This is a genomic window from Psychromonas sp. CNPT3, assembly GCF_000153405.2.
GTDB lineage: Bacteria > Pseudomonadota > Gammaproteobacteria > Enterobacterales > Psychromonadaceae > Psychromonas.
Map to the genome: position 1 here is coordinate 1,335,713 of NC_020802.1, position 26,633 is coordinate 1,362,345.

Consider the following 26,633-nt stretch of genomic DNA (forward strand, 5'->3'; position numbering starts at 1 on the left):
ACTTCCATTGTTACTTATATAAAGGGATTTTCGCCTTCTTGCTTTAAACGTACCTGACTTGATGACTTTTTATTATCTAATGGTTCTGGTTTTTTACTGCTAGCTGGAACAGCACGTCCTTTTGCCCACTTTCTGGTGTTATCAATAATTTCGTGCATCGTTAACGACAATGGGGAGGTGTTTTGAATCGCAGTTTTTAAATAGTCGAATGCTAATGGTCGTCCTGCATCAAAGGATAAAAACATAGCCTCTTTGACTGCTTCTTCAAGTTCTGCACCCGTAAATCCTTGGCTTATTTCGCCCAATTTCTGAATATCATCAGATGAAAAATCATCGAGGCGATCTCGATTTTTTAGATGGATATTGAGGATTTCTATCCGATCAGTTTCGACCGGTAAATCAACAAAGAAAATTTCATCGACGCGGCCTTTTCTTAGTAATTCAGGCGGTAATTGTGCAATGTTATTAGCGGTTGCAACAACGAAAACGGGTTTCTCTTTTTCTTGCATCCAAGTTAAGAAGCTCCCTAGTACACGCGCTGTTGTACCGCCATCACTTGAGCCTGAGCTCTGCATGCCAGACAGACCTTTTTCTATTTCATCAACCCATAGAATACTCGGCGATAGAGTTTCAGCTAGCTGTAATGCTTGGCGCATATTCTCTTCAGATTGACCAACTATACCGCCATATATTTTACCCATGTCGAGTCTTAATAGTGGCAACTGCCAAGCGTTAGCCACTGCTTTTGCGGCTAAACTTTTACCCGTACCCGGTAAACCTAGTAGTAAAACACCTCGTGGTGTTTCTAGGCCATAGTCTTTTGCATCTTCACTAAAGGACTGTTTACGACGATTTAGCCATGATTTTAAATTATCAAGGCCTCCAATATCATCAAGTGTAGCTTTAGGATGAAAGTATTCTAGATGCCCACTTTTTCTTATTACCTGTTCTTTTTGACTAACAATTAAAGGTATTTCTGCGTTGGTTAAGCGTTTTTTTGCACAGGCTGCTTTGGAAAAAGCAAGCTGCGCTTCACTAGTAGAAAGGCCTAGAGCCGCTTCTAATAATTGTTGTGTTGGACTAAAATCACGATCATCTAAATTAAAACGTTGCTTTGCTTGAAGAGCTAATTTTTCTAAATCGAAAATATCAGGCAATGGCATCATCATGACTTGAACTTCTTTTTCAAGTTCAGCTGGAAGCTGAGGATAAGGCTGAGATAAAATGAGTGTGCAGTTGCTGATCGTACCCATTGAAACTGAGATGGCAAAATTTCTTAATCGGTTAATTTGTTGATGTTCATGTTCTTGTAAATTAGGGTGAAAATCTTCAATTAAAAATATGCTGTTTTGCAGTGAAATTTCATCGTCATCGTCATCATTGAACAGTTCCAATATTTCATGGGGTTGTTTATAGTTATTAGTTAATGATTGATAGGATGAATCGATATACTCTCGTAACCCATTGCTTCTATCCCAAATATAGACTGATGCACTGAGTGCACTGGCAACCTTAAATATTTCCGCTCGAATCCGTAATGTCTCATGGCTAATAATCTGAATAATAGGTGCGCCAGCCTGAATATTTAATTTAAGTTGAGAGCTAAAATCTGTAGGGTTCAATTTATATCCTTATTTTGAAAGTAAAAGGAACTTAGTGCAGTCAATATATCACAATAAATTGTAAATGATGTTTTTTTTGTCTAAACATTATTTTAATGAATGTTACAAAGGAATACTCAGAGATTTTGATTTTAGATCAAACTGTTAATGAATTTTATAGTTAGTAAGTATTTTAATGTTATATAAGATATAAAGGTAGGTAAATTGTTTTATAGGCACATTATAATTAATTTTGAAATCATAATGTGCCTATTAAATCGTAGTTTATAAAAACACTTAAATATCGGAATAAGTATTTGATGTTTTAATTCGATATTACTTTAAAGATTCCTTTTTTTAAATATCAATATAATATGTTTATCTTACTCACAACAGCTTTGGCATCTAATACGGCTTGCTCAGTCGTGCTAGCTCGCGTAATGGCAACGCCTAAGCGCCGTGAACCATTTATCTCAGGTTTAGCAAAGAGACGAATTTGCGCACCGGGCGCCTCATTTAACGCCTCTTTAATATGAGAAAAACGGATATCTTGAGACTTTCCTTGGCCTAAAATAACGCAAGATGCGCTCGGCCCATATTGCGCTATTTTACCAATGGGCAAGCCTAAAATGGCGCGCACGTGCAGAGCAAACTCTGAGCTATCTTGTGAAAGTAAAGTCACCAATCCAGTATCATGCGGACGTGGTGATACTTCATTAAAGTAAACATGCTCACCTTTAATGAAAAACTCCATACCAAATAAGCCATAACCACCGAGCTCAGTCACTACTTTTCTGGCTATGTCTTGGGCTTTTTTAAGGGCTTGTTCAGGCATTTTCTGTGGCTGCCAAGACTCGCGATAATCGCCTTTTTCTTGGCGATGACCAATTGGCGCACAAAAATGTATTCCATCGACGGCGCAAATGGTCAGTAGGGTGATTTCATAATCAAAATCAATGAAACCTTCGAGGATCACACGGCCCGCGCCACTGCGCCCTGCCTCTTGAGAGTGTTGCCACGCATTATCTACATCGGCATGTGTGCGTATGACGCTTTGGCCTTTACCGGAGCTACTCATCACAGGTTTGATGACGCAAGGCAGACCAATGTTGTCGATAGCATCAATAAATTGCGCTTTATTATCAACAAAAATATAAGGGGTAGTTGGAATAAGAAGTTGCTCTGCGACTAAGCGCCTTATACCTTCTCTGTCCATGGTAAGTTTGGTAGCACGCGCTGAGGGGATAACATTAAAACCTTGTTGTTCGAGTTGAACAAGGGTGTCTGTGGCAATGGCTTCGACTTCGGGGATAATAAAGTCGGGTTTTTCGTGACGGATGATCTCTTCTAGTTTAGCTGCATCAAGCATGGAAACAACGTAATGATGATGGGCTATTTGCATTGCTGGCGCATTTTCGTAACTGTCGGCAGCAATTACCTCAATGCCGAAACGCTGTAGCTCGATGGCAATCTCTTTACCAAGTTCACCGGATCCAAGTAATAAAGCTTTTGTTGCACTTTTAGACTTGGCACTACCAAAAATAGAAACACTCATATTATTCAACTCTCGTGATTAAAAGGGGGATCTTGGCGTGATAATAACAGAGAAGTGTCTATTTTGAGAAGAAAAAAGCCGATGTAAAATGTTGGAAGAGACCTCCCATATTTGACATCGGCTTTTTAAAAGAGAGGTTTATAAGCTTAATTCACCACCTAAAGCTTCTATAATGGCCGGTACGAGTTGTTTTATTTCACCGGTCATCAATGCAAAATCCGCATCAAATCGGGCTGCAAAATCATCTTTATCGATATCTTCATTTTGCTCTTGAAGTACATCAGAAAATTTAAGACGTTTAAGAGCAAACTCCTCACCAAGCAGAAAAGAGATACTATCAGCCCAATTTAAAGCAAGTTTGGTGACGAATTTGTCAGCCGCCAAATGATTTTTGATTTCATCAGATAATAAATCTTGCTGTTTACAGCGAATAATACCACCGCCCTCTAGAGCTGAGCAGAGCTCCGCTTCATTTTCTAAGCTAAAGTGTGTGGGAATATTGCCTTCATTTAACCAGTCCGTCATGATCACATCGGCTTGATTTTTTAATTGGATAGGCACAACGGGTAGACTGCCTAACGTTTTACGCAATAAAGAGATCAACTCTTCGGCTTTACGTGTACTTGATGCATCGACATAAAGCATATTAGTTTCGGGATCTATCCATGCAAAGGTTTGCGACGTGCGACTAAAAGCGCGTGGCAGAAGTTGCATGATAATATCTTCTTTTAAACTGTCTTTTTCTTTTTTCTTTAATGCTCTGCCTTGCTCATTTTCGATAGCTTCGACACGTTCATTGAGTTGATCTTTGATAACGCCTGCAGGAAGCATTTTCTCTTCTTTTTTTAGGCAGACCAAAATTTGTTTATTAGCAAGGTGAGTGTACATAGAGCCTGCTTTACCCATAGGAAAAACCCACCCAAGTTTAGAAACGTCTTGGCTAGAGCAGGATTTGAATTTGAATTCTTCTAAATTGCGCTCTAGGGCGTCGACATCTTGCTCCATGGGACGAGTAAAACGATAAACTTGTAGGTTTTTGAAAAACATGAAAATACACCTTTAATATAAAACAGAAGCTAGAGTTTAAATGAAATAAAAAAAAGTGTTTACCTCTTTTTCAAAAAAGACGCATTTAGATCAAAAGAAATGTCTAATTTAGGTTTAACTGATATCAGAAAGTCTTGAAAACGATTAGATGTTAAATCTATTTTATTATCTGCTGATGTTAGCTAAACATGCTTGATCAGGCTCTCTCTAAAATAGCGTTAAGGCAAAATGATGGTACTGCGATTGAAGTTGCATTGACGTTACCATTAAGGGGCTAAAAATTGAATTCATCTTGTCGTTGGCTATTTTGATAAAGCATCGTATATAAAATACAGTTATAAAGTAATCAAAGCAGGAGAAACGCGTTTCAATTAATGCCAAGATACTAGGCCCAATTAGGCTTGCTGATTTTGCATCTTGAGGTAACATGGTTATATACACCGATCAATAAAAGCAGTGTGTTTATGTGTCTGCATGGCAGGTGCCAATAATAAACGCGTAGCTATAAATAAGGGCCTTCGAATGAAAAACAAAAAACTTGCAAATAAATTAGACCAACTGTTAGAAATTCATCAATTTAAAGATTATTGTCCGAATGGCCTGCAAATAGAGGGCAAAGAAGAAGTGCAAAAAATCATTTTAGGGGTGACTGCAAATCAAGCCTTAATTGATATTGCAGTGGCGCAAAAAGCGGATGCTATTTTAGTACATCATGGTTTTTTTTGGCGCGGAGAATCTGAAAACATTGTTGGCATGAAGTATAAACGCATTAAAGCATTAATTGAAAATGGCATTAATTTATATGCGTATCATTTACCATTAGATGTACATAGCGAACTTGGTAATAATACCCAGTTAGCTAAATTATTAGGGATCACGGATCGTCGCCCTCTAGAGCCTTGGAATAAACGCAGTGTCGGGCGAGTTGGTAAATTTTCAGAGGCGTTAACTGGCGATCAATTAAGTGCGCGTATTGAGCGCGCTCTACAGCGTAGCCCATTACATATTGATGGTGGGAAGAGTGAAATTAAAACGGTGGCATGGTGCACTGGCGGAGGGCAAGACTTAATCACGATCGCAGCCGAGCAGGGCATCGATGCTTTTATTAGTGGTGAAATATCGGAGCGTACGGTGCATATAGCGCGAGAAATGGGGATCCATTACTATGCAGCAGGGCATCATGCAACAGAGCGTTATGGCGTACAAGCTTTGGGTGAATGGTTACATAAAGAGTTAGATTTAGAGGTTACTTTTATCGATATTGATAACCCGGTGTAGGTTTTGTACGTTTATGAAGCAGAAAAGACAAGTACTGAGGATAATTTCATTTTACATTGATATAAAATAGAATTTTTACTCTGCCTTCGCTTTTGTGTATATGCTAGGATCTCGCTCTGTTTAAAAATCATTATGAGCGAGCCGTAAGATATGAAGTTTCCAGGACAACGTAAGTCAAAGCATTATTTCCCCGTTAACAGCCGAGATCCTTTACTCGCTCAACTTCATCCACGGCCCAAGCACGGCGCAACTTATATCGCAGGTATTGACCAAATATTAGTGGATATTGAAGCGAAAGTCAGTGATGAGCTTTTACAGCGCTACGCGTTGCCTGAAGGTAACTCAACATTGATAGATGATGCGCGGGCACATGCATTATACACTGAGCTAAATGAAAGCAATATGATCAGTGATGAATTTGCCGGCGGGACGATTGGTAATACTCTGCATAATTATTCGGTATTAGCCGACGATAAATCTGTTTTATTTGGCGCGATGAGTAAAAATATTGAAGTAGGGAGTTATTCCTATCGTTATCTTTGTGATACGTCGTCGAAAGTAGATCTCAATTATCTACAACCCGTAATGGGAGCCGTGGGCCGTTGTTTTACTTTAATTTCTGAAAGCGGTGAGCGCACCTTTGCGATTAGTAAAGGGGTGATGGATCAATTAAGCACGCAATACATCAATAAAGAAGTCATACAAGGCGCCTCTGCTTTGATCTTAACTGCTTATTTAATGCGTACTAATAAAGGCGATACGATAACGCAAGCGACGTTAAAAGCCATTGAATATGCAAAAGAAGCGAATGTACCTGTGGTATTAACATTAGGGACACGTTTTTTAATTGAGCAAGATCCGACTTGGTGGAAAAACTTCATTAAAGAAAACGTCACGATATTGGCAATGAATGAAGATGAAGGAGAAGCATTAACTGGCTTCCCGGATCCATTACTTGCATCGCAAGCCGCCCTTGATTTGTGTGACATGGTATTAACCACGGCAGGGCCGTTAGGATTATATACGGCAGGTTATACAGAAGAGAGCCAAAAGCGCGAAACTACACATCCTTTATTGCCCGGACAAATCCCCGAGTTTAATCGCTATGAATTTTCACGTCCCAAGTTAAAAAGTGTCTGTGAAAATCCATTAAAAGTGTATGCGCATATTTCACCTTACATGGGTGGCCCTGAAAAAATCAGTAATACGAATGGTGCGGGTGATGCTGCGTTGGCTGCATTATTACATGATTTAGCATCAAATAGTTTCCATAAACAAAATGTGCCAGGATCGAGTAAGCATTTAAACAATGGTATTTGTTATTCTTCTTTTTCTCAAATCTGTAAATATGCCAATCGGGTGGCTTATGAGGTATTAGCGCAACATAGTCCTCGATTATCGCGTGGATTACCAGAGCGCGAAGATAGTTTAGAAGAGTCTTACTGGGAAAGATAACAATATTTATTGATACTTTAAGCGAATGTTTTACAAGGTTTTAACAAATAAGAGTGAAACTGATCCCCATGTTGAACTTTAAATAAGCAAAGCGTTTATTAATTATGCATACAGTAAGAAAAGTGCAAATAAGGTTTGACGTGTGGGGTTCAACTCAGTAATATTCGCCTCGTTGACAAGGCAAAGCGATTTGCTCGATGGCAAGTTTTAACTAACTTAGTTAAAACTTGTATAAGTAGTAGAATAACTTAACAATTAGTTATATTATTACTCAATATCTTTTGTTGATATGAAATATTCGGTGATTAGCGCAGCTTGGTAGCGCACCTGGTTTGGGACCAGGGGGTCAAAGGTTCGAATCCTTTATCACCGACCACATTTTTATGATATGTTTTTAATGTATCATTATCCAGGTTATGCGCCCTTAGCTCAGCTGGATAGAGCAACGGCCTTCTAAGCCGTAGGCCACAGGTTCGAATCCTGTAGGGCGTACCATTATTAAAGATATTATGGCGGATGTAGCTCAGTTGGTAGAGCCCCGGATTGTGATTCCGGTTGTCGCGAGTTCAAGCCTCGTCATTCGCCCCATCTTTTTTAATGTTGTTTTAAAGTTTGAATCGTTGCGGAAGTGGCGGAATTGGTAGACGCGCTAGATTTAGGTTCTAGTATCGTAAGATGTGAGAGTTCAAGTCTCTCTTTCCGCACCATTTAAACTAAAGATTTACAGCAGTATCTCGGTGATTAGCGCAGCTTGGTAGCGCACCTGGTTTGGGACCAGGGGGTCAAAGGTTCGAATCCTTTATCACCGACCACATTCAACCCACTCAGCATTTATGTTGAGTGGGTTTTTTTATACCTAAATATTTTTTACATCTAAATGACAGTGTGTATATAAAAAAGACAAAGGGGCGGATCCTTATCACCGACCACATTCAACCCACTCAACATTTATGTTGAGTGGGTTTTTTTATACCTAAATATTTTTTACATCTAAATGACAGTGTGTATATAAAAAAGACAAAGGGGCGGATCCTTATCACCGACCACATTCAACCCACTCAGCATTTATGTTGAGTGGGTTTTTTTATACCTAAATATTTTTTACATCTAAATGACAGTGTGTATATAAAAAAGACAAAGGGGCGGATCCTTATCACCGACCACATTCAACCCACTCAACATTTATGTTGAGTGGGTTTTTTTATGCCTAAATATTTTTTACATCTAAATGACAGTGTGTATATAAAAAAGACAAAGGGGCGGATCCTTATCACCGTTCCCATTTCGCCTACTTAGCATTTATGTTGAGTGGGTTTTTTTATACCTAAATATTTTTTACATCTAAATGACAGTGTGTATATAAAAAAGACAAAGGGGCGGATCCTTATCACCGTTCCCATTTCGCCTACTTAGCATTTATGTTGAGTGGGTTTTTTTATGCCTAAATATTTTTTACATCTAAATGACAGTGTGTATATAAAAAAGACAAAGGGGCGGATCCTTATCACCGACCACATTCAACCCACTCAGCATTTATGTTGAGTGGGTTTTTTTATACCTAAATATTTTTTACATCTAAATGACAGTGTGTATATAAAAAAGACAAAGGGGCGGATCCTTATCACCGACCACATTCAACCCACTCAGCATTTATGTTGAGTGGGTTTTTTTATACCTAAATATTTTTTACATCTAAATGACAGTGTGTATATAAAAAAGACAAAGGGGCGGATCCTTATCACCGACCCCATTTCGCCTACTTAGTATTTATGTTGAGTGGGTTTTTTTATATCTAAATATTTTTTACATCTAAATGACAGTGTGTATATAAAAAAGACAAAGGGGCGGATCCTTATCACCGACCACATTCAACCCACTCAGCATTTATGTTGAGTGGGTTTTTTATGCCTAAATATTTTTTACATCTAAATGACAGTGTGTATATAAAAAAGACAAAGGGGCGGATCCTTTATCACCGACCACATTCAACCTACTTAGCATTTATGTTGAGTGGGTTTTTTTATGCCTAAATATTTTTTACATCTAAATGACAGTGTGTATATAAAAAAGACAAAGGGGCGGATCCTTATCACCGACCACATTCAACCCACTCAGCATTTATGTTGAGTGGGTTTTTTTATACCTAAATATTTTTTACATCTAAATGACAGTGTGTATATAAAAAAGACAAAGGGGCGGATCCTTATCACCGTTCCCATTTCGCCTACTTAGTATTTATGTTGAGTGAGTTTTTTTATGCCTACTTAGTATTTATGTGAGTGGTTTTTTATATCTAAATGACAGTGTGTATATAAAAAAGACAAAGGGGCGGATCCTTATCACCGTTCCCATTTCGCCTACTTAGTATTTATGTTGAGTGGGTTTTTTTATATCTAAATGACAGTGTGTATATAAAAAAGACAAAGGGACGGATCCTTATTACCTAGCGCATTCAGCCTGCCTAGTACTTATATTAAGTGGATTTTTTAGGCTTAAATATTGAGGCCTTTTTGCTGTATATGCTTGCTATATTCAGAGCTAAAAACGATAACTATTATCTATTTTTGTCTAAAGCATTAGATGCAAAGCCTCCTTTATTTTTAAAAAATGATAAAAAAAAGCATTTATGTTAACTGTGTAGCGTTATTTTTATTTTTTTAGCATATAATCCCTGAAAATGTAAACGTTTACATTGCATGAAAAGGTCTTTAAAAGGCATCTTTTTAAAGGAATTAAACATAAAAAGGGGTTGTCATGAAAATATTAGTCACGGGTGGATTGGGGTACATAGGTAGCTTAACCTGCATTGCGCTAATTGAAGCCGGTTTTGAGCCAATTATCGTTGATAATTTATGTAACAGTAAAGTACAAGTATTAACGCGTATTGAAGCGTTGACCGGGGTGCTTCCCATTTTTTACCAAGGTGACATTCGCGACGCCAAATTTATAAAAAGTGTTTTTAATGCTCAGAAAATAGTCTCGGTGATCCATTTTGCTGGCCTTAAATCGGTTGGAGAGTCGGTTAGTCTGCCTCTTAAATATTATGACAATAACGTTAATGGCTCTTTAGTTCTTTTTAATGCAATGCACGAAGCGGGAGTTAAAAGTGTGGTCTTTAGCTCATCGGCGACGGTTTATGGCGAGCCTGAAGTGATGCCAATTACGGAAGATACGCCAACGGGTGCAACAACCAATCCTTATGGGCGCAGTAAATATATCATTGAAGGTATGCTTCAAGACTTATTTAAAGCGCAACCGGATTGGTGTATTACTATTTTACGTTATTTTAACCCTGTTGGCGCTCATCCATCGGGCACGATGGGGGAAGATCCTCAAGGCATTCCGAATAATTTAATGCCTTTTATCGCTCAGGTTGCCGTTGGTCGTCGTGAGGTTTTATCTGTTTTTGGAGATGATTACGCCACAGAAGATGGGACAGGCGTACGCGATTACATCCATGTGATGGATTTGGCCCAAGGACATCTTGCTGCGCTTAAAGCCGTATCAACAAAGCCTGGCGTACATATCTTTAATTTAGGCACGGGTAAAGGTTGCAGCGTTCTACAAATGATCAAAGCCTTTTCAGATGCGTGTAAAAAAGATATCGCTTATAAAATTTGCCCACGTAGAGCAGGTGACATTGCCCAGTGCTGGGCAAGTACCGATAAAGCCGAGCGCGAATTAAATTGGAAGGCAACGCGCACATTACTGGATATGACAACAGACACTTGGCATTGGCAAGAAAAAAATCCACAGGGCTATGTTTAAATTCTATTTTTTAATCATCTCAAATAATCACTAAATTAATCGTCGAGAAAAATAATGACTAATATCACCTTTGATCCTACTGAGCATGCTCATCGTCGCTATAACCCATTAACAGGGCAGTGGATTTTAGTTTCACCGCATAGAGCAAAACGTCCTTGGAGTGGTCAAGATGAAACGCCGAGTATCGAAACATTACCCCATTATGTTGAAGATTGTTTTTTATGCCCAAGCAATAAACGTATTTCTGGGGAAATAAATCCAGATTATAAAGGGACGTATATATTTACCAATGATTTTGGCGCATTGATGCCAATCTCTCCTGATGCGCCTAAATCAAATGATTGTTTATTTCAGTCTCAAGGTGTTCGCGGTTTAAGCCGGGTAATTTGTTATTCACCGGATCATTCTAAAACGCTTCCAGAGCTTTCATTGGCAAGTATTGGTACGTTGATCGATACATGGAATGCGCAAATTGAGAGTTTAGGAAAAGACTATATCTGGGTACAAGCTTTTGAAAATAAAGGCACAACAATGGGCTGTTCGCAACCTCATCCGCATGGTCAAATATGGGCAAATAATTTTTTACCCAATGAAGTTGAGCGTAAGGATAAGCTACTACAGGCTTATTATGATGAAAAAGGCACGAGCCTTTTAGTCGATTACGTGAAAGCTGAATTACAACATAAAAAACGGATAGTCGTTGAAACTGAGCATTGGGTTGCACTTGTTCCTTATTGGGCGGCTTGGCCATTTGAAACCATGCTCTTACCTAAAACACATATTAGGCGCATGAGTGAGCTAACGCCGGCGCAGCGTGATGATCTTGGCGTTGCACTTAAAAAGCTTACGTGTCGTTATGATAATTTATTTCAATGTTCATTCCCTTATTCGATGGGCTGGCATTACGCGCCATTTTTTGAACAAGGTAAAGATATTGAGCATTGGCAGTTACATGCCTTATTTTATCCCCCTTTACTGCGCTCTGCGAGTGTTCGAAAATTTATGGTGGGTTATGAAATGTTGGCGGAAAGCCAGCGCGACCTTACAGCTGAGCAAGCGGCTCAAAAGCTACGAGATGTCAGTGATATTCACTATAAAGACACATCCCCTAAATGATCTTTTTTAATGATAGGTATAAAAAAATATGAATACATTAGCAGAGCAAGTAAAAACTAAATTTAATGCGCTATTCGCATATGCACCTAGCCATATCATACAGGCACCTGGCAGAGTGAATATTATTGGTGAGCATACCGATTATAATGATGGCTTTGTTTTACCGTGCGCCATTGATTTTAAAACGGTAGTCGCAGCCTCTAAACGTGATGACAATATAGTACGGGTTATTGCACTCGATTATGACGCACAACAAGATGAGTTTTCATTAGATGAAGAGATCTCATTTGAGCCGGATCTTATGTGGGCTAATTATATTCGTGGCGTGATCAAATGCTTACAAAGCCGTGGCTATCAATTTCAAGGTGTTGATCTTGTCGTCAGTGGTAATGTGCCTCAAGGGGCTGGATTAAGCTCTTCAGCGGCTCTTGAAGTAGTTATTGGTGCCACATTTAATACTTTATATGATTTAAACATGAGCACGGCAGAGATAGCGTTAAATGGTCAACAAGCTGAAAATGAGTTTGTGGGCTGTAATTGTGGGATCATGGATCAATTGATTTCAGCGCAAGGTAAAATCGATCATGCGCTATTAATTGATTGTCGCTCGTTGCAAACAACGGCCGTTTCAATGCCCAAAGATATTGCAATCATGATCATTAATAGTAATAAAACACGTGGGCTGGTGGACAGTGAATACAATACGCGTCGCCTGCAATGTGAACAAGCAGCGTCGTTTTTTGGCGTTAAAGCGTTACGTGATGTTTCAATGCAACAATTTGAGCAACGTGCTGCGGGCCTTGATGATGTTACGGCGAAACGTGCGCGCCATGTGATCAGTGAAAATGCTCGCACGCAAGAGGCAGCTAAAGCCTTGATAGCGGGGGATCTGCGTTTATTAGGAAAATTAATGCAAGATTCACATATCTCAATGCGCGATGATTTTGAAATTACCGTAAAAGAAATTGATCTGATTGTCGATATTGTAAAAAAAGAAATGGGAGATCAAGGTGGTGTGCGTATGACAGGGGGCGGTTTTGGTGGCTGCGTCGTGGCTTTAGTACCGCCTGCATTGGTTGAGCCGATAAAAGCTGCGTTGGCATTAAACTATGAGAGTGCAACAGGACTTAAAGAATGCGTTTATGTGTGTAAAGCACAAGCGGGCGTTAGTACGCTATAAATAAGTAATAAGAAAGCCGGGTTAACTCGGCTTTGTTATTTATAAAGTGAGATTTAAAATGTTAAAAATAAGTCGATCAGAAAAATTACTACAAAGCATGTGCGAAGAGGTCGCAAGTGATGGTGAAGTTGCACAACTTTTTGTATTGAAAAATAAGCAGGGAATGCAAGTTACCTTGATGGATATCGGGGCCACTTGGTTGAGTTGTGAATTATTAGTGGATGATGATTTTCGAGAAATATTATTAGGGGTTAATACATTTTCTGAGCATTGCGCTCAACAAGCGTACTTAGGCGCGACCATCGGCCGATATGCCAATCGCATTCATAAAGGTCAATTTACAATTGGCACGCAGCAATATCAGCTGGATCTGAATCAGCAAGGCAACACATTGCATGGTGGCACACTTGGTTTTGATAAATTACGCTGGCAGGTAAAGAGTGTAAGTGAACAAGAGGTTATTTTTACACTGCTTTCAAAAGATGGCGATCAAGGTTTTCCGGGGACACTCAATGCGCAAGTGCGCTATCACTTAAGTGCGGATAATAGTTTAACGATAGAGTACCAAGCGCGCGTCGATAAAGCGTGCCCCGTGAATTTAACCAATCATGCTTATTTTAATTTAGATGGCAGCTGCCCGGGCCAAAATTGTTTAACCCATAAAATGAAAATTAATGCGGATCAATACGCGCCAGTCGATAACAGTGGCATCCCTTTAGGGGTCTTTTCAAAAGTAGAAAATAGCAGTTTTGATTTTAGAGCCTATAAAAATATTGGTGCGGATTTTATGGCAGATGCTGAGCAAAAAAAGGTGGCAGGCTATGATCATAGCTTTATTTTAAATCGCTCTTCTTCAACATTAAATGAAAATGTGGTTGAAGTTGTATCGAGTGATGAAAAAGTCAGGCTCTGTGTGTCGACGACGCAGCCGAGTGTGCATCTTTATACGGGTAATTATTTATCGGGTATTGTGAATCCTGCGGGAGTCGAGTATCAAAATCAAGCGGGGTTTGCACTCGAAGCGCAGTTTTTAGCGGATGCGCCCAATCATCCAGAGTGGCCCTTGGGGGATCCTATCTTATATCCTGGTGAGTTATACCAACAAAAGACGTTATTTAGCTTACATTTTTAAGCTTAACTTTATCAATAGTGCGTCGACGGGTGCACTCAATCCTCCTTTGTTTTTTCTTCTCTTTTTAAACGTAATATATCCTATTTAAGTGGCATGACGTCTTTGACTTTTTATCTTAAGTTTATCTGCTACTACCTCTCTTATTTATGACGATATCTTGCATCTGTTTTTTAGATCTTATTTCATCGCCTAAAAAATACGCAAACATTTCCCCTTATTTATCTCAATATTTAACGTGTTTGTTTTTTCACGTGAGATACCTCTCATCTTTTATTCAAAACAGGTGCAAGCGCTTTTAAATTGTTATACTTTTGTTATCGAAACGTTTGCGCAAACGTTTCGATGGCATTTTTTAAGAAGAAATAGAGATTATACTCATAAAATAAATGAACAATTAAGGTGATCAGTATGAAAAAAACCGCGCTTTTAAACCCTGAACTATCCTATTTGATAGCGTCGCTCGGACATTTTGATGAGGTGACAGTCTGTGATGCAGGTTTACCTATTCCAAGTACGACGCAACGTATTGATTTAGCATTAACACATGGTGTGCCCGCGTTTATAACGACGGTACAGGTTTTATTAAGTGAAATGCAGATCACCGGTGTGTTATTGGCGAGTGAGTTTAAAACGGTGAGCCCACAATTACATCAGGCATTATTAGATTTATTGGCTGAGCATGAAAATGTCGATGTGCAGTACATAAGTCATGAAAATTTCAAGTTACGTACGGCTAAGAGTAAAGCCGTTGTGCGCACCGGAGAATGCACCGCTTATGCGAATGTCATTTTCCAATCTGGCGTGGTGTTTTAATTACAAGGGAATGAGGCAATACATGAGACAAGCAATACTTTCGTTAAATAATATTCATAAATCATTTCCCGGTGTTAAGGCGCTTGATAACGCCTGTCTAAATGTATATGCCGGAAAGGTAATGGCATTACTCGGTGAGAACGGTGCAGGTAAGTCGACACTCATGAAAGTATTAACCGGCATTTATCAATTAGACAGTGGAACAATTTGTTATGCCGATAAGGACGTTAACTTTGCAGGTCCTCGTGACTCTCAGTTAGCCGGGATCAGCATTATACACCAAGAGTTAAACCTTATTGCAGAGCTCAGTATTGCCGAAAACATTTTTTTAGGCAGAGAAATTACCCATGCATGGGGCGCGATTGATTGGAAAAGCATGTATGCACAGGCAGATGCTTTATTACAACGCTTAAATATTAATTATTCTTCTTCTAAGTTACTGGGAGAGTTAAGTTTAGGCGAGCAACAAATGGTTGAAATAGCTAAAGCGTTATCGTTTAAAGCTAAAGTTATCATTATGGATGAGCCAACAGATGCCTTGACGGAGACGGAAACGCAATCTCTGTTTAAAGTCATCAATGAATTACGCGCTGAGGGTTATGGCATTGTTTATATTTCACATCGTTTAAAAGAGATTTTTGAGATTTGTGATGATATTACGATTTTACGTGATGGTAAGTTTATTGCCCAAGAAAAAGTGGCTGATATTGATGAAGATAGACTGATTGAATTAATGGTAGGGCGTAAATTAGAAGAGCAGTATCCGCGTATTGCAGTGCAACATGAGGGAATTTGTTTAGACGTTAAAAATCTCTCGGGAGAGGGAATTGAAAATATTAGTTTTACCTTAAAAGAAGGTGAAATCCTCGGGATATCGGGGCTTATGGGAGCGGGACGAACCGAACTCATGAAAATGATTTATGGCGCGTTGAAACGTCAACAAGGTGAATTGTTTTTACACGGTAAAAAAATAGATCCAAAAACACCGGCACAAGCATTGGCATTAGGCATTGCGTATATTTCAGAAGATCGTAAAGCGGAAGGCTTGATCTTAGGCTTATCAGTGCAAGAAAATATGTCGCTGTGTGCGCTCGAGCTATTTTCAAAAGGCTGGCAGTTAGATCACGCAGCAGAGGCGATGGCCGTTGATGATTTTATTAAGTTATTTAATATAAAAACGCCAAGTCGCAAGCAAATTATTGGACATTTGTCGGGGGGGAATCAACAAAAAGTGGCTATCGCGAAAGGGCTTTTAACCCGGCCTAAAGTCTTAATATTAGATGAGCCAACGCGGGGCGTTGATGTGGGAGCCAAAAAAGAAATATACCAATTGATCAATAAATTTAAAGCACAAGGGATGAGCATTATTTTAGTCTCATCAGAAATGCCCGAAGTATTGGGAATGAGTGACCGTATTTTAGTGATGCACCAAGGAAAAATCAGTGGTGAATTTAGCGCGAAAGATGCAGATCAAGAAAAACTAATGGCTTGTGCTATTGGTAAAAACAGGGAGGAAATAAGCATATGAATGAGCAACAATTAGGTAAAGAAGTAAAACATAAAAGAAGATGTGGTCTGAGTAAAGCGTGGCTAATTGAACAAAAATCATTGATAGCCCTTATTTTATTGATAGTGATCGTGTCTTTTTTAAATGAATATTTTTTTACACTCAATAATATTTTGAATATTCTTCGTCAAACCTCTGTCATCGCTATTCTCGCAGCCGGCATGACGTTAGTTATTTTAACCGCGGGCATAGATTTAAGTGTTGGCTCTATTTTAGCATTGTGTGGCGCATTCTCAGCAACGATGATAGGGCTTGAAATATCTGTTTTCATTGCGGTTCCTGTCTCTCTTTTTGCAGGTTTAGTACTTGGATCGATGACCGGGATGATCATTGCTAAAGGCAAAGTACAAGCCTTTATTGCAACGTTAGTGACGATGACCTTATTACGAGGCGTCACTATGGTGTATACCGATGGACGTCCTATTTCAACAGGATTTACGGATGTAGCTGACGTGTTTTCATTGTTTGGTACGGGTTACTTCCTATCGATCCCAATCCCTGTTTGGTTGATGGCTTTGGTTTTTTTAAGTATTTGGTATTTACTAAACCACACCCGCTTCGGCCGTTATATTTATGCGTTAGGCGGTAATGAATCTGCCACGCAGTTATCCGGTATCAATGTTGCCAAAGTAAAAGTAGGGGTTTATGCCATTTGTGGGTTATTGGCAGCCTTAGCGGGCATTATTATTACTTCACGACTTTCATCTGCACAACCGACAGCAGGGATGGGCTATGAATTAGATGCTATTGCTGCCGTCGTGTTAGGGGGTACAAGTTTAGCAGGAGGTAAGGGACGCATCATGGGCACCTTAGTTGGCGCACTGATTATTGGCGTATTAAATAATGCGCTGAATTTACTCGATGTGTCATCTTATTACCAAATGATTGTTAAAGCGGTGGTCATATTATTAGCCGTGTTGGTCGACAATAAAGAAAAATAATTTACGTACGCAGGAGATCGTTGATCTCATTTATCTATAAATAAAAGGACTATCAGATGAAAACAATTACAACTTTAGTGGCTGCAGCGGTTATTTCAGCATCTTTCTCGGCGACGGTAATGGCGCAAGATACGCTTGCACTGGTTGTGTCGACATTGAACAATCCATTTTTTGTGAGCATGAAAGAGGGCGCAGAGAAAAAAGCGTCTGAACTCGGTTATAAAATAATTGTATTGGACTCGCAAAACGATCCAAGTAAAGAGCTTGCTAACGTAGAAGATCTTGTGGTGCGCGGTGTACAAGCTATTTTAATTAACCCAACAGACTCCGATGCTGTGTCGAATGCAATACGCGTTGCAAATCGCGCTAACATTCCGGTTATTACCTTAGATAGAGGCGCGTCTCGTGGTGAGGTTGTGAGCCATATTGCTTCAGATAATGTGGCTGGTGGCGCATTAGCGGGTAAATATATTAGTGATAAATTGGGTGAAAATGTGAAAGTTATCCAGCTTGAAGGTATTGCGGGGACGTCTGCTGCTCGTGAGCGTGGTGAAGGTTTTATGCAAGCTGTTAAAAGTGAAAATATGCAGCTATTGGCAAGCCAACCTGCTGACTTTGATCGCACAAAAGGCTTAAACGTAATGGAAAACCTTTTAGCATCGAAACCAGATGTACAAGCGGTGTTTGCACAAAACGATGAAATGGCATTGGGTGCAGTGCGCGCAGTACAAGCGTCAGGTAAAGATATTATGATAGTCGGCTTTGATGGAACCCAAGATGGTTTGGCTGCGGTTAAACGTGGTTTACTCAGTGCAACGATTGCCCAGCAACCGGCTTTAATTGGTGAAATTGGCGTGAGTACTGCCGTTGCTGTATTAGCGGGTAAAAGTGTAGAAAAAAATATCCCAGTGGCTTTAATGATGGTTGTTAAATAACCTTTTTTACGGCAAAGGGGGGTTGTTTGCCCTTTGCCGTTTTTTATAACGGGAAATTAACTAAGGAATAAAGGATGCATAAATTAGTAGTATTAGGCAGCGTCAATGCGGATCATGTACTTTGTGTTCCCTCTTTCCCTCGCCCGGGTGAGACGTTACATGGGCATAGTTATGCGGTTATCCCTGGAGGTAAAGGTGCAAATCAAGCGGTAGCTGCTGCTCGCTCGGGGGCTAATGTTAGTTTTATTGCTTGTGTAGGAGATGATCCCTTTGGACTTAATATCCGTCAAAGTTTTGCCTCTGATAATATTAATGTTGATGCGGTGATGATTGAAAAAGATTGCCCTACGGGTATCGCAATGATCCAAGTGGCCGATACCGGTGAAAATAGTATTTGTATTTCAGCAGAGGCAAATGCGCGTTTAGATGTTAATAAGATTCGTCCGCATCAAGCCTTAATAGAGCAAGCAGACATGCTACTCATGCAGTTAGAGACGCCCCTTGAAGGCGTTCTTTGGGCAGCCGGCATTGCGCAAAAATCTTCAACCAAAGTGGTCTTAAATCCGGCGCCCGCCATCGCATTAAAAGACGAATTATTAGCGCTTATTGATATCATCACTCCCAATGAAACGGAAGTTGAAATATTAACCGGTATTGCGGTGAATGATGCAGCCTCTGCGCAAAAAGCGGCAAGCTACTTACATGTGAAAGGGATAGGCACTGTGCTCATCACTTTAGGTAAAGAAGGTGTTTGGTTAAGTGATAAAAAAACAACACAACAAATTAAAGGCTTTATCGTAAAAGCCATTGATACTACGGCAGCTGGCGATACTTTTAATGGCGCATTACTGGCGCGCTTACTCGAAGGCGAAACATTAAAAGACGCGATTTATTTTGCACATGCAGCAGCTGCTATCACGGTGACGGGCAAGGGCGCACAAACGTCTATTCCTTCGCGCGCACAGATAGATGCGTTTTTACTCTTACATCAACCTATTGCAGATTAATTTTTTTACGCGCTGAAGCTTATTGATCTTATTGAGGTTATAAGCTACGCGCGTAAGTCGTAAAAAGGGTGTTTTTTTATGTGTCTTGCTTTTGATCAGGTTTGTAAGTGTTTGATCATGCTAAAATAGCAACATGAATGACAGTTTAAATTGCTCTTAATCTGTTTGAAAATCAATCTCAGTACGTATTATAAACAGTAAGCTTTGGCGTGCAGATCCTTATGTAAGTGAGACAAAATGGCAACAATCAAAGATGTGGCAAAATACGCACAGGTTTCAACGTCAACGGTGAGTCATGTGCTTAATAAAACCCGATATGTCAGCCCTGATATTACGGCGCGCGTTATGCTGGGCGTCGAAACCTTAAATTATACGCCCTCGGCACTTGCTCGTAGCTTAAAGTTAAAAAACACACGTACCTTAGGTATGTTGGTTACCACTTCAACCAATCCTTTTTTTGCGGAAGTCGTAAAGGGAGTGGAAAGACGTTGTTATGAAGAGGGCTATAGCTTACTTTTATGTAATACGGAAGGTGATAGCGAACGTCTGAGTTGTAACATTGATATGTTATTACAAAAAAAAGTGGATGGTTTATTACTCATGAGTGGTGATCTTTCTTGTCAAAAAGTCGATATTTTTGCAAAACATGCCACTATTCCAACCGTGGTACTCGATTTAGGTGAGCCTAATTTTCCCTGTGATAAAATTCAAGATAATTCGTTTTTAGGCGGGTATTTAGCCACTCAACACTTTATCGAAAAAGGCCATACGCAGATTGCATGTATTACGGGGTTTTTAAATAAACAAGCGTCAAAAATGCGTTTACTTGGCTATAAAAAAGCGATGCAAGAAGCGCGCTTAGACATTAAGTCTCGTTGGATTGTTTCTGCTGATTTTGAGTGTGCTGGTGGCATGCAAGCGTTCGATAAAATATATAACAGTGGCACATTACCGAGTGCCATTTTTGTGTGTAACGATATGATGGCGATGGGCGTTATTAGCGCTGCGTCGAAACGTGGACTGCGCGTGCCCGATGATCTTTCTATTATTGGTTATGATGATATCCAGTTGGCTGAATTTCTTATTCCCCCTTTAACGACTATTCATCAAGCAAAATTTAACTTAGGTCGTCAGGCGTTTAATACCTTACTCGATAAAATAAAAACACAGCGTAGTGAAGATGTGGACATAGACTTAGAGCCTATATTGATAACGCGCAGTAGCGTCAAAGATATGCGCTAAAATGAGTGAACCCATGACGACTCGAGGTTACTCATGGGTTTGTTGATGTTTTATTTTTTCGATACTTACCATGTGTTAAGACCAATACCATTAACAGACCGGTAATGATGTAAAATAAACCGAGTCTTTGTTGATCATAAACCAAATTTTTTATTAAAAAAGCCCCCAGAGTACCCGCAAGACACATCTGCACCGCCCCAGAAAAAGCCGACACCGCGCCCACTTGTTTCGTGTGTGGGGCCAATAATAGGCTTATTGAAATGGGGAAACTGATCCCTTGTGCAATAGCAAGTAATGTAAAGCCAGTAACAAGGGTAAACACACTGCTTTGGGTCAGCATTAAAAATGCGCCTGCGAGCAGCATAATGCAGGCCGCAAGAAGAATTAACGTCAACGAAGAAAAATATTTATTCAACGTATTAAGTAATAAACTGCCAATGAGCAAACCCATTGAGGGGATTATCATCACCTGCCCATACTCTGCGCTACTTAAATGCTCACCATTTTGTAATAAAAAAGGCAGCAAGGAAATAGACACTAAAGTAGCCAAATACGAGATCCAGTTGTAGCTCGCAGCGCTCACTACTTGATAATTTTTTGCGAGATAATAATAATTTTTAAGGGTTTGTAGTACCTTAAATTTGCTAACAGCATAAGGCATTGTTTCGGGTAAAACAAAATAGCCAAGTACAAAGATAGCCAAAAGATAAATAAGCACAAAAGAAAAAACAGCTGGCCAGCCTAATTGAAAAGCAACCCAGCCGCCTACAACGGGGGCTAAAATCGGTAAAATTGATGCGGTCACCGAAAGATAAGACATTGCTTGCGTCAGTTGCATGCCGTGATAACTATCACGAATAACACTGCGTCCAAGTACGGATGCACTCCCTGCTCCTAAACCTTGCAGTAAACGTCCGAAAATTAATAGGTTAAAATTATTTGCACTTAAAACACAAAGCAATGTGCCCAGTAGATAAATACCTTGTCCAAGTAAAAAAACCGGTCGCCGGCCGATAGCATCTGAAAAAGGCCCATAAAAAAGTTGCGAGGCACCAAAGCCTAAGAGATAAAAGGTGACAATAAATTGTGTGTTAGTCGCGGATATGTTTAAGTCTTGGCTGATAAGTGGCAGGGAAGGTAGGTAGATACTGACACCAACTTGCCCGGTTGCAATGATCATCATTGCTAACGCGAGAGGCAGTTTTTTGAAGAGGTGCTTTTTTGTTGGCATAAAAGGCAGTTTACGTGTTATTCAATCAAAAGGTAAGGTGTATTTTTGAGCGGTCTGTGGAAATAGATTTTTTGCTAAGGATCTTTGTTTAAAAAATTATACGCATAAAGATAGCTTTACCCCTAAAAATGCATTCATCAGTCGTAAGCTTGGATATTTAGAGCGCTCAACATATTCATTATTGTAAAGCATCAATTTAAGCCACTATAATTCTGCGAGAAGTAGTGATCCGTAGGCTTACTCATATTGCCTTTGGATCATAACGGAAAGTTATCGGTAGATCCGCTCCGCCCAACGAGCAAGACCGGAGGTAACACTGCCAAAGTGATCGCCGATGACTAATTGTGCCTGAGGATATTGAGCTTGAATAATATCTTGTAAGACTTTTATTTTTGCAGTGCCACCGGTAATAAAGATAATATCAGGCTGACATTGCGCTGAGTCTACCGCTTGTTGCATTAACTTTATAATATTACGCAGTAAATGTTGGTTGGCATCTTTTAATAGCGGTAAATCTATGATGCAATTTAGATTGTCTTCTAAATAATGTAAATCGATGCTCTGCGTCGTGCTTGCACTTAATTTTATCTTCGCTTGCTCTGCACTGTTCACTAATTGATATGTCATGCGCTCTTGTTGTAAGAGAAGCAAGCGTTGTAATTTTTCCGGCTGGCGGGTATCACGCATCATTTCCATTATAAAGCGTTTGTTTTGCGCACTGTAAAAGTGTGTTTGAGCCACAATATCATTGATAGAAACGGCATTACGATAACATTGTGTCGGCATCGGTTTACCGTTTTTAAGTAAACTCGTTAAACCCAGCTCTGGCATGATCCCTTTTAATGCTAAGTTAATATCGAAATCATTACCACCAATGCGTTCGCCTGAGTGACTTAAAAGGTGGCTACTACGATCGGTCATTAAACTTAATTTAGGTGACATTAACATCATGGAGCAGTCACTTGTCCCGCCACCAATATCGACCACTAAAACACGTTTTTCAGTCTGCAATGAGGCTTCAAATTCATAGCCTGCAGCAACGGGTTCAAATAAAAACTCAACGTCTTTAAAACCAACGCGTTTGGCAGCATTGCTTAGGATTGTTAGGGCTTGAGCATTACTTTTGTCACCATTGATGCCTTTAAAATTAACCGGTTTACCAATGACAGTTTGTGTTATTTGGCGTTGTAGTTTTTGCTCTGTTAGTTGTTTTACATTGGCCATCATGGTTGCCACAATGTCTTCAAAGAGCTGAATTTGTTGTGTTGTTAAGCCACTAAACCCTAAAAAAGACTTCGGCGATTTTATATAATAGCCTTCATCAGGCGCCTCTAAATAAGATTGTAATGCTTTTTTACCAAAAAATATTTCACTTTCAATCGCATCTTCGCGTAATTCATTTAAGCAAACTTGGCCTTTATTTAATGCAGACTTTCGATCTAATTGAAATTTATTTTGTTGCTCTTCTGGCAAATGTTGATGTAACCAGTTTACAATCATCTCGCGTGCAGGAGCATATAACGTTGAGGGAATATAATTTCCATGCTCACCCAGTTGGACTAATTTCGGTTGCGAATTTTCCATGACAGCGACAGCACAATTTGATGTACCATAATCAAAACCAATCATATTACTTCTTTCTCTTCTCTACATTTTTTTAAGGCGCGTAGCATACTGATTAACGCATTTATATACAACAGATAACGTAATAAATACCTTGTGCATAACACTTATTTATACCCTAAGTCGTTAATTTAAAGCCTCTATTAATGCTTTAATATCTTTTAGAGGGTGAATAGATTGGCCTGCTTTAACATATTGTTGCATCGACTTGTGGTAGGCGACAGCGGGAATAAAGATATGTTTAATACCATGACTGAGCGCTTCTCTGACGCGCGGAACAATTTGTGGGATCTGGCGTAATTCCCCCGTCAAGGCAAGCTCTCCAATAAACACAGCATCTTCGGGAAGTGGTTTTGAGTTGATAGAACTGAGTAGGGCTGCTGTTACTGCCATATCGGTCGATGTTTCAGAGTCCGCCATTTTTAGTCCGCCAACCAAGCTAATGTTAATATCATAGTAGGTAGAAATACCACCATGTTTCTTAAGAACGGCGGTGATCAATGACAAACGACTATAGGAAACCCCGATACAGTTACGAATGGACTTCTCTCCTTCTACATCCGTTGCCAGCGCTTGAATTTCAATGAGCAGATTACGTGAGCCATCTTTGATAACGGCAATGGCAGAGCCTTCAAAATGCTCTTCACTGCCGGAAAGAAAAAGGCGACTCGGATTATCAACAGAATGCATCCCAAATTCGGTCATTTGAAAAATACCGACTTGCTCGGTGTCACCAAAACGATTTTTGTCTGCGCGTAAAATACGCACGGAGGCATCATTAACTTCAATATGGATTGCGGTATCAATGATATGTTTTAGTGTTTGTGGTCCTGCCATTTGAGAGTTTTTATTCACTTGGCCTACTAATATTAGGGTGATCCCGTGTTGCTTACATAAACGGTTTAATATTTTAGCGCAGGTTTTTACTTGTGTTATCCCGCCGGCGGTGCCGTCAACGCTGTTTGATTCAAAGGCTTGGATAGAATCGGCAATTAAAAATCGCACATTGTTATCAAGGCATTGATTGACAATATCTTCAATACAATCGGTATCTGAAAGGAGAAAATTAAGCTCATTAAAATTTAATTTTAAACGCTCTGTTGCACGTTTTGCCCACTGACTTAAGCTTTCTTCGGCGGTGACATAAAGGGTTACCATCGTTTGTGACATAATTTGGGCGACTTTAGTCAGCAAGGTTGTTTTACCAGAGCCGGGATCGCCACTGATCAAAACGACCGACCCCAATGTGATGCCTCCACCTAAGACGCGATCTAATTCACTCAAACCGGTACTGACGCGAGCAGCCTGTTCAATTTTAACACTGTCCATACGCTGTACACCTTGGCTATTGATACCGGTATAGCTCGTGTTTTTTGTACGTGAAATGGCAGCATTAAGTGAGCGAGAGGTGCTCGATACCGCAGCTTCTCTAAATTCTGTTATGGTATTCCACGCCTTACACTCACTGCACTGTCCCTGCCATTTTGTAAAGTCTGCGCCACAGTCACTGCAGACATATGCGATTTTAATTTTTGCTTTGGCCATTTTTCTTCTTCTTATGCATCATCGATAGTGTTATTAAAAATATGTAGTGCGTCTTTTACATCGCTAAATGAGTAGCCACGTGCGATTAAAAATCGCGTCGCTTTATCTTTTTGTTTTTGTTCATTAAGGCGCATATGAAATTTCTTTTGTAGTAAGAGAAGCGCTTCACTTTTAGCGTCGTATTCCTCTCGTGAGTAGTTTTCATTATATGTGTCTATTACAATAAAAATATCATCAAAACAGTATCCTTTACCTTGTAAAAAAAGCATCGCTTTTTGTTTTAGATGAGTATTAAACAAGGGTTTTTTATATTTTTGAGTGAGTAGATCTAAGGCTTGTTTCTGGTAGTCAAAGTCGTCAAGGTGCGTGAGCTCTGCGCTTTTTATATCGAGACCTTTTAGCTTTAAACCTTGGGTAATACGTTGTGGCCCTAAACGTTTATTTTGTGCGCTACGTATGTAATTTTTAATAAATCGTTCATCATCAAGGTAATGATAATTAAAACATTCTTCGATCACTGCATCGATCCAATCTTGCTTCTCTGTTTTTCGAGCCAACTTCAGACGGAGCTCATATTCGCTGTGATCTCGACGACTTAAATGCCAAAAAGCGCTGCGCTTTACGCCCGCAATATCGGTGGCTTTTTTTATCGGTTTATTAAAAGACATACCTTTTTTCTACTTTAAACAAATACTGTTATTATGAACAGTATTTGTGAATAAAGCCAATGCTATTATGTACAAATTTTATTTCTCACTATCATTTTTGTTATTTTTTTTTTATACTGCGCGTTTTTTAGCACCATAAAAGGTTCCATAATGCTATTAACGCCTTATTATCATCAAGAAAATGCAGTGATCCGTATTTCGGCATTGCAAGCGAGTCGCTTTGCTAAAGTTGAGTGTTCAGACTTTAACCCTATCCATGATCCAGACAATAAACGTTTCTGTGTTCCAGGGGATCTTTTATTTTCTCTGGCATTGCATTTTTATGGGATCAGTGAGTCGATGCGTTTTTCTTTTTCTAGCATGGTAAGTGCGGATATGGGATTGATTTTTCCGGATACAAAGAGTGATGTCATCGTGATCACAAATGAAGCGGGTAAAGCGGTATTAGAGATTGTGCGCAGTGGTGCTATCAACAAAACGCCTGCTTTTATTGAATCAATGATAAAAAATTATGTTTCGTTTTCGGGACAAAATTTTCCAAGTTTACTCATGCCTTTAATGAAAGAGCATCAAGTGATGTTTAATCCAGCTAGACCGTTGGTTATGTATAACAGTATGAGTTTCCATTTTGATGATTTAGTGAATTTAGACACTGATAAAGAGATGCAACTAAAATTAGAAAGTACGGAAATGCAAGTAGATGGTAAACGTGCTAATAATTTCTTAAACTTCACGCTTTTTTCTGACCAACAAAAAATTGGATCAGGTGTTAAAAAATTAATAGTAGCAGGGTTGAAAGCTTATGATCATAAAGCGATCACAGACTTTGCTGACGCGTATGAAGCGGGGCGTAATAATTTTTGATCCTTATTTAACAAAATCTGCGCAGTCGTTTTTACCCTGATAAATATCAACATGGATGTTGAATG

At 39.5% G+C, this 26,633-nt stretch carries 20 protein-coding genes and 5 tRNA genes; 18 read left to right on the plus strand and 7 right to left on the minus strand.

All coding sequences use genetic code 11. The features are described 5' to 3' along the window. Positions 1-14: 14 nt before the first annotated feature. The 3 genes from PCNPT3_RS05900 to rdgC form a co-directional block, all read right to left on the minus strand. Positions 15-1,622: an AAA family ATPase gene (locus PCNPT3_RS05900; RefSeq protein ID WP_015464960.1), complete on the minus strand. Its 1,608-nt coding sequence runs from the start codon at positions 1,620-1,622 to the stop codon at positions 15-17. Positions 1,623-1,965: 343 nt separating this feature from the next. Continuing rightward, entirely contained in the window at positions 1,966-3,156 is a 1,191-nt protein-coding gene (purT, locus tag PCNPT3_RS05905; protein WP_015464961.1) for a formate-dependent phosphoribosylglycinamide formyltransferase, read from the minus strand. Positions 3,157-3,294: 138 nt separating this feature from the next. Next, positions 3,295-4,203 carry a recombination-associated protein RdgC gene (rdgC, locus tag PCNPT3_RS05910; protein ID WP_015464962.1) on the minus strand — a complete coding sequence of 303 codons (909 nt, stop codon included), beginning with the start codon at positions 4,201-4,203 and terminating at the stop codon, positions 3,295-3,297. 522 nt (positions 4,204-4,725) lie between these two features. On the opposite strand from rdgC, the gene PCNPT3_RS05915 reads away from it, so the two are divergent. The 17 genes from PCNPT3_RS05915 to PCNPT3_RS05995 all read left to right on the plus strand — a co-directional run bounded on the left by PCNPT3_RS05915 (position 4,726) and on the right by PCNPT3_RS05995 (position 20,637). Beyond that, on the plus strand, positions 4,726-5,481 hold the full coding sequence (locus tag PCNPT3_RS05915; RefSeq protein ID WP_015464963.1) for a Nif3-like dinuclear metal center hexameric protein: 756 nt from the start codon (positions 4,726-4,728) through the stop codon (positions 5,479-5,481). Between the two features lie 150 nt (positions 5,482-5,631). After that, positions 5,632-6,936: an inosine/guanosine kinase gene (locus tag PCNPT3_RS05920; protein ID WP_015464964.1), complete on the plus strand. Its 1,305-nt coding sequence runs from the start codon at positions 5,632-5,634 to the stop codon at positions 6,934-6,936. A gap of 299 nt (positions 6,937-7,235) precedes the next feature. Beyond that, positions 7,236-7,312 (plus strand) — tRNA-Pro (locus tag PCNPT3_RS05925). A 42-nt stretch (positions 7,313-7,354) separates the two neighbouring features. Next, positions 7,355-7,431 (plus strand) — tRNA-Arg (locus PCNPT3_RS05930). 17 nt (positions 7,432-7,448) lie between these two features. Continuing rightward, positions 7,449-7,524: transfer RNA gene (locus PCNPT3_RS05935), tRNA-His, on the plus strand. Between the two features lie 34 nt (positions 7,525-7,558). After that, a tRNA-Leu gene (locus PCNPT3_RS05940) sits at positions 7,559-7,643 on the plus strand. Between the two features lie 28 nt (positions 7,644-7,671). Continuing rightward, positions 7,672-7,748, plus strand: a tRNA-Pro gene (locus PCNPT3_RS05945). Positions 7,749-9,690: 1,942 nt separating this feature from the next. Next, positions 9,691-10,704, plus strand: coding sequence for a UDP-glucose 4-epimerase GalE (gene galE / locus PCNPT3_RS05950; protein ID WP_015464965.1), 1,014 nt, complete (start codon positions 9,691-9,693; stop codon positions 10,702-10,704). Between the two features lie 54 nt (positions 10,705-10,758). Next, positions 10,759-11,820, plus strand: coding sequence for a galactose-1-phosphate uridylyltransferase (gene galT / locus PCNPT3_RS05955; RefSeq protein WP_015464966.1), 1,062 nt, complete (start codon positions 10,759-10,761; stop codon positions 11,818-11,820). Positions 11,821-11,848: 28 nt separating this feature from the next. Next, complete coding sequence (galK, locus tag PCNPT3_RS05960) at positions 11,849-13,000, plus strand: galactokinase (protein WP_015464967.1); 1,152 nt, start codon at positions 11,849-11,851, stop codon at positions 12,998-13,000. A 58-nt stretch (positions 13,001-13,058) separates the two neighbouring features. After that, complete coding sequence (galM, locus tag PCNPT3_RS05965) at positions 13,059-14,132, plus strand: galactose-1-epimerase (protein ID WP_015464968.1); 1,074 nt, start codon at positions 13,059-13,061, stop codon at positions 14,130-14,132. 408 nt (positions 14,133-14,540) lie between these two features. After that, entirely contained in the window at positions 14,541-14,945 is a 405-nt protein-coding gene (gene rbsD / locus PCNPT3_RS05970) for a D-ribose pyranase (protein ID WP_015464969.1), read from the plus strand. A gap of 22 nt (positions 14,946-14,967) precedes the next feature. Further along, positions 14,968-16,473 (plus strand): ribose ABC transporter ATP-binding protein RbsA, encoded by a 1,506-nt coding sequence (gene rbsA / locus PCNPT3_RS05975; protein ID WP_015464970.1) that lies wholly within the window; start codon positions 14,968-14,970, stop codon positions 16,471-16,473. Then, on the plus strand, positions 16,470-17,453 hold the full coding sequence (gene rbsC, locus PCNPT3_RS05980) for a ribose ABC transporter permease (RefSeq protein ID WP_015464971.1): 984 nt from the start codon (positions 16,470-16,472) through the stop codon (positions 17,451-17,453). The genes rbsA and rbsC overlap by 4 nt, the downstream gene beginning before the upstream one ends. A gap of 56 nt (positions 17,454-17,509) precedes the next feature. Continuing rightward, positions 17,510-18,388 (plus strand): ribose ABC transporter substrate-binding protein RbsB, encoded by an 879-nt coding sequence (gene rbsB / locus PCNPT3_RS05985; RefSeq protein WP_015464972.1) that lies wholly within the window; start codon positions 17,510-17,512, stop codon positions 18,386-18,388. 74 nt (positions 18,389-18,462) lie between these two features. After that, positions 18,463-19,395: a ribokinase gene (gene rbsK / locus PCNPT3_RS05990; RefSeq protein ID WP_015464973.1), complete on the plus strand. Its 933-nt coding sequence runs from the start codon at positions 18,463-18,465 to the stop codon at positions 19,393-19,395. Positions 19,396-19,632: 237 nt separating this feature from the next. Further along, entirely contained in the window at positions 19,633-20,637 is a 1,005-nt protein-coding gene (locus PCNPT3_RS05995; protein ID WP_015464974.1) for a substrate-binding domain-containing protein, read from the plus strand. Between the two features lie 31 nt (positions 20,638-20,668). On the opposite strand, the gene PCNPT3_RS06000 is transcribed toward PCNPT3_RS05995, so the two are convergent. The 4 genes from PCNPT3_RS06000 to PCNPT3_RS06015 form a co-directional block, all read right to left on the minus strand. Continuing rightward, positions 20,669-21,868 carry a multidrug effflux MFS transporter gene (locus PCNPT3_RS06000; RefSeq protein WP_015464975.1) on the minus strand — a complete coding sequence of 400 codons (1,200 nt, stop codon included), beginning with the start codon at positions 21,866-21,868 and terminating at the stop codon, positions 20,669-20,671. Between the two features lie 270 nt (positions 21,869-22,138). After that, positions 22,139-23,497 carry a molecular chaperone gene (gene yegD, locus PCNPT3_RS06005; RefSeq protein ID WP_015464976.1) on the minus strand — a complete coding sequence of 453 codons (1,359 nt, stop codon included), beginning with the start codon at positions 23,495-23,497 and terminating at the stop codon, positions 22,139-22,141. Positions 23,498-23,617: 120 nt separating this feature from the next. Next, the gene (gene radA, locus PCNPT3_RS06010; RefSeq protein WP_015464977.1) at positions 23,618-25,036 is read right to left on the minus strand and encodes a DNA repair protein RadA; all 1,419 of its coding nucleotides are present in this window, start codon (positions 25,034-25,036) and stop codon (positions 23,618-23,620) included. Positions 25,037-25,047: 11 nt separating this feature from the next. Continuing rightward, a complete protein-coding gene (locus PCNPT3_RS06015) occupies positions 25,048-25,704 on the minus strand; it encodes a regulatory protein RecX (RefSeq protein ID WP_015464978.1) in 657 nt (218 codons plus the stop codon). Between the two features lie 150 nt (positions 25,705-25,854). Between PCNPT3_RS06015 and PCNPT3_RS06020 the strand changes: the two genes are divergently transcribed. Next, a complete protein-coding gene (locus PCNPT3_RS06020; RefSeq protein ID WP_015464979.1) occupies positions 25,855-26,568 on the plus strand; it encodes a DUF3581 domain-containing protein in 714 nt (237 codons plus the stop codon). Positions 26,569-26,633: the final 65 nt, after the last annotated feature.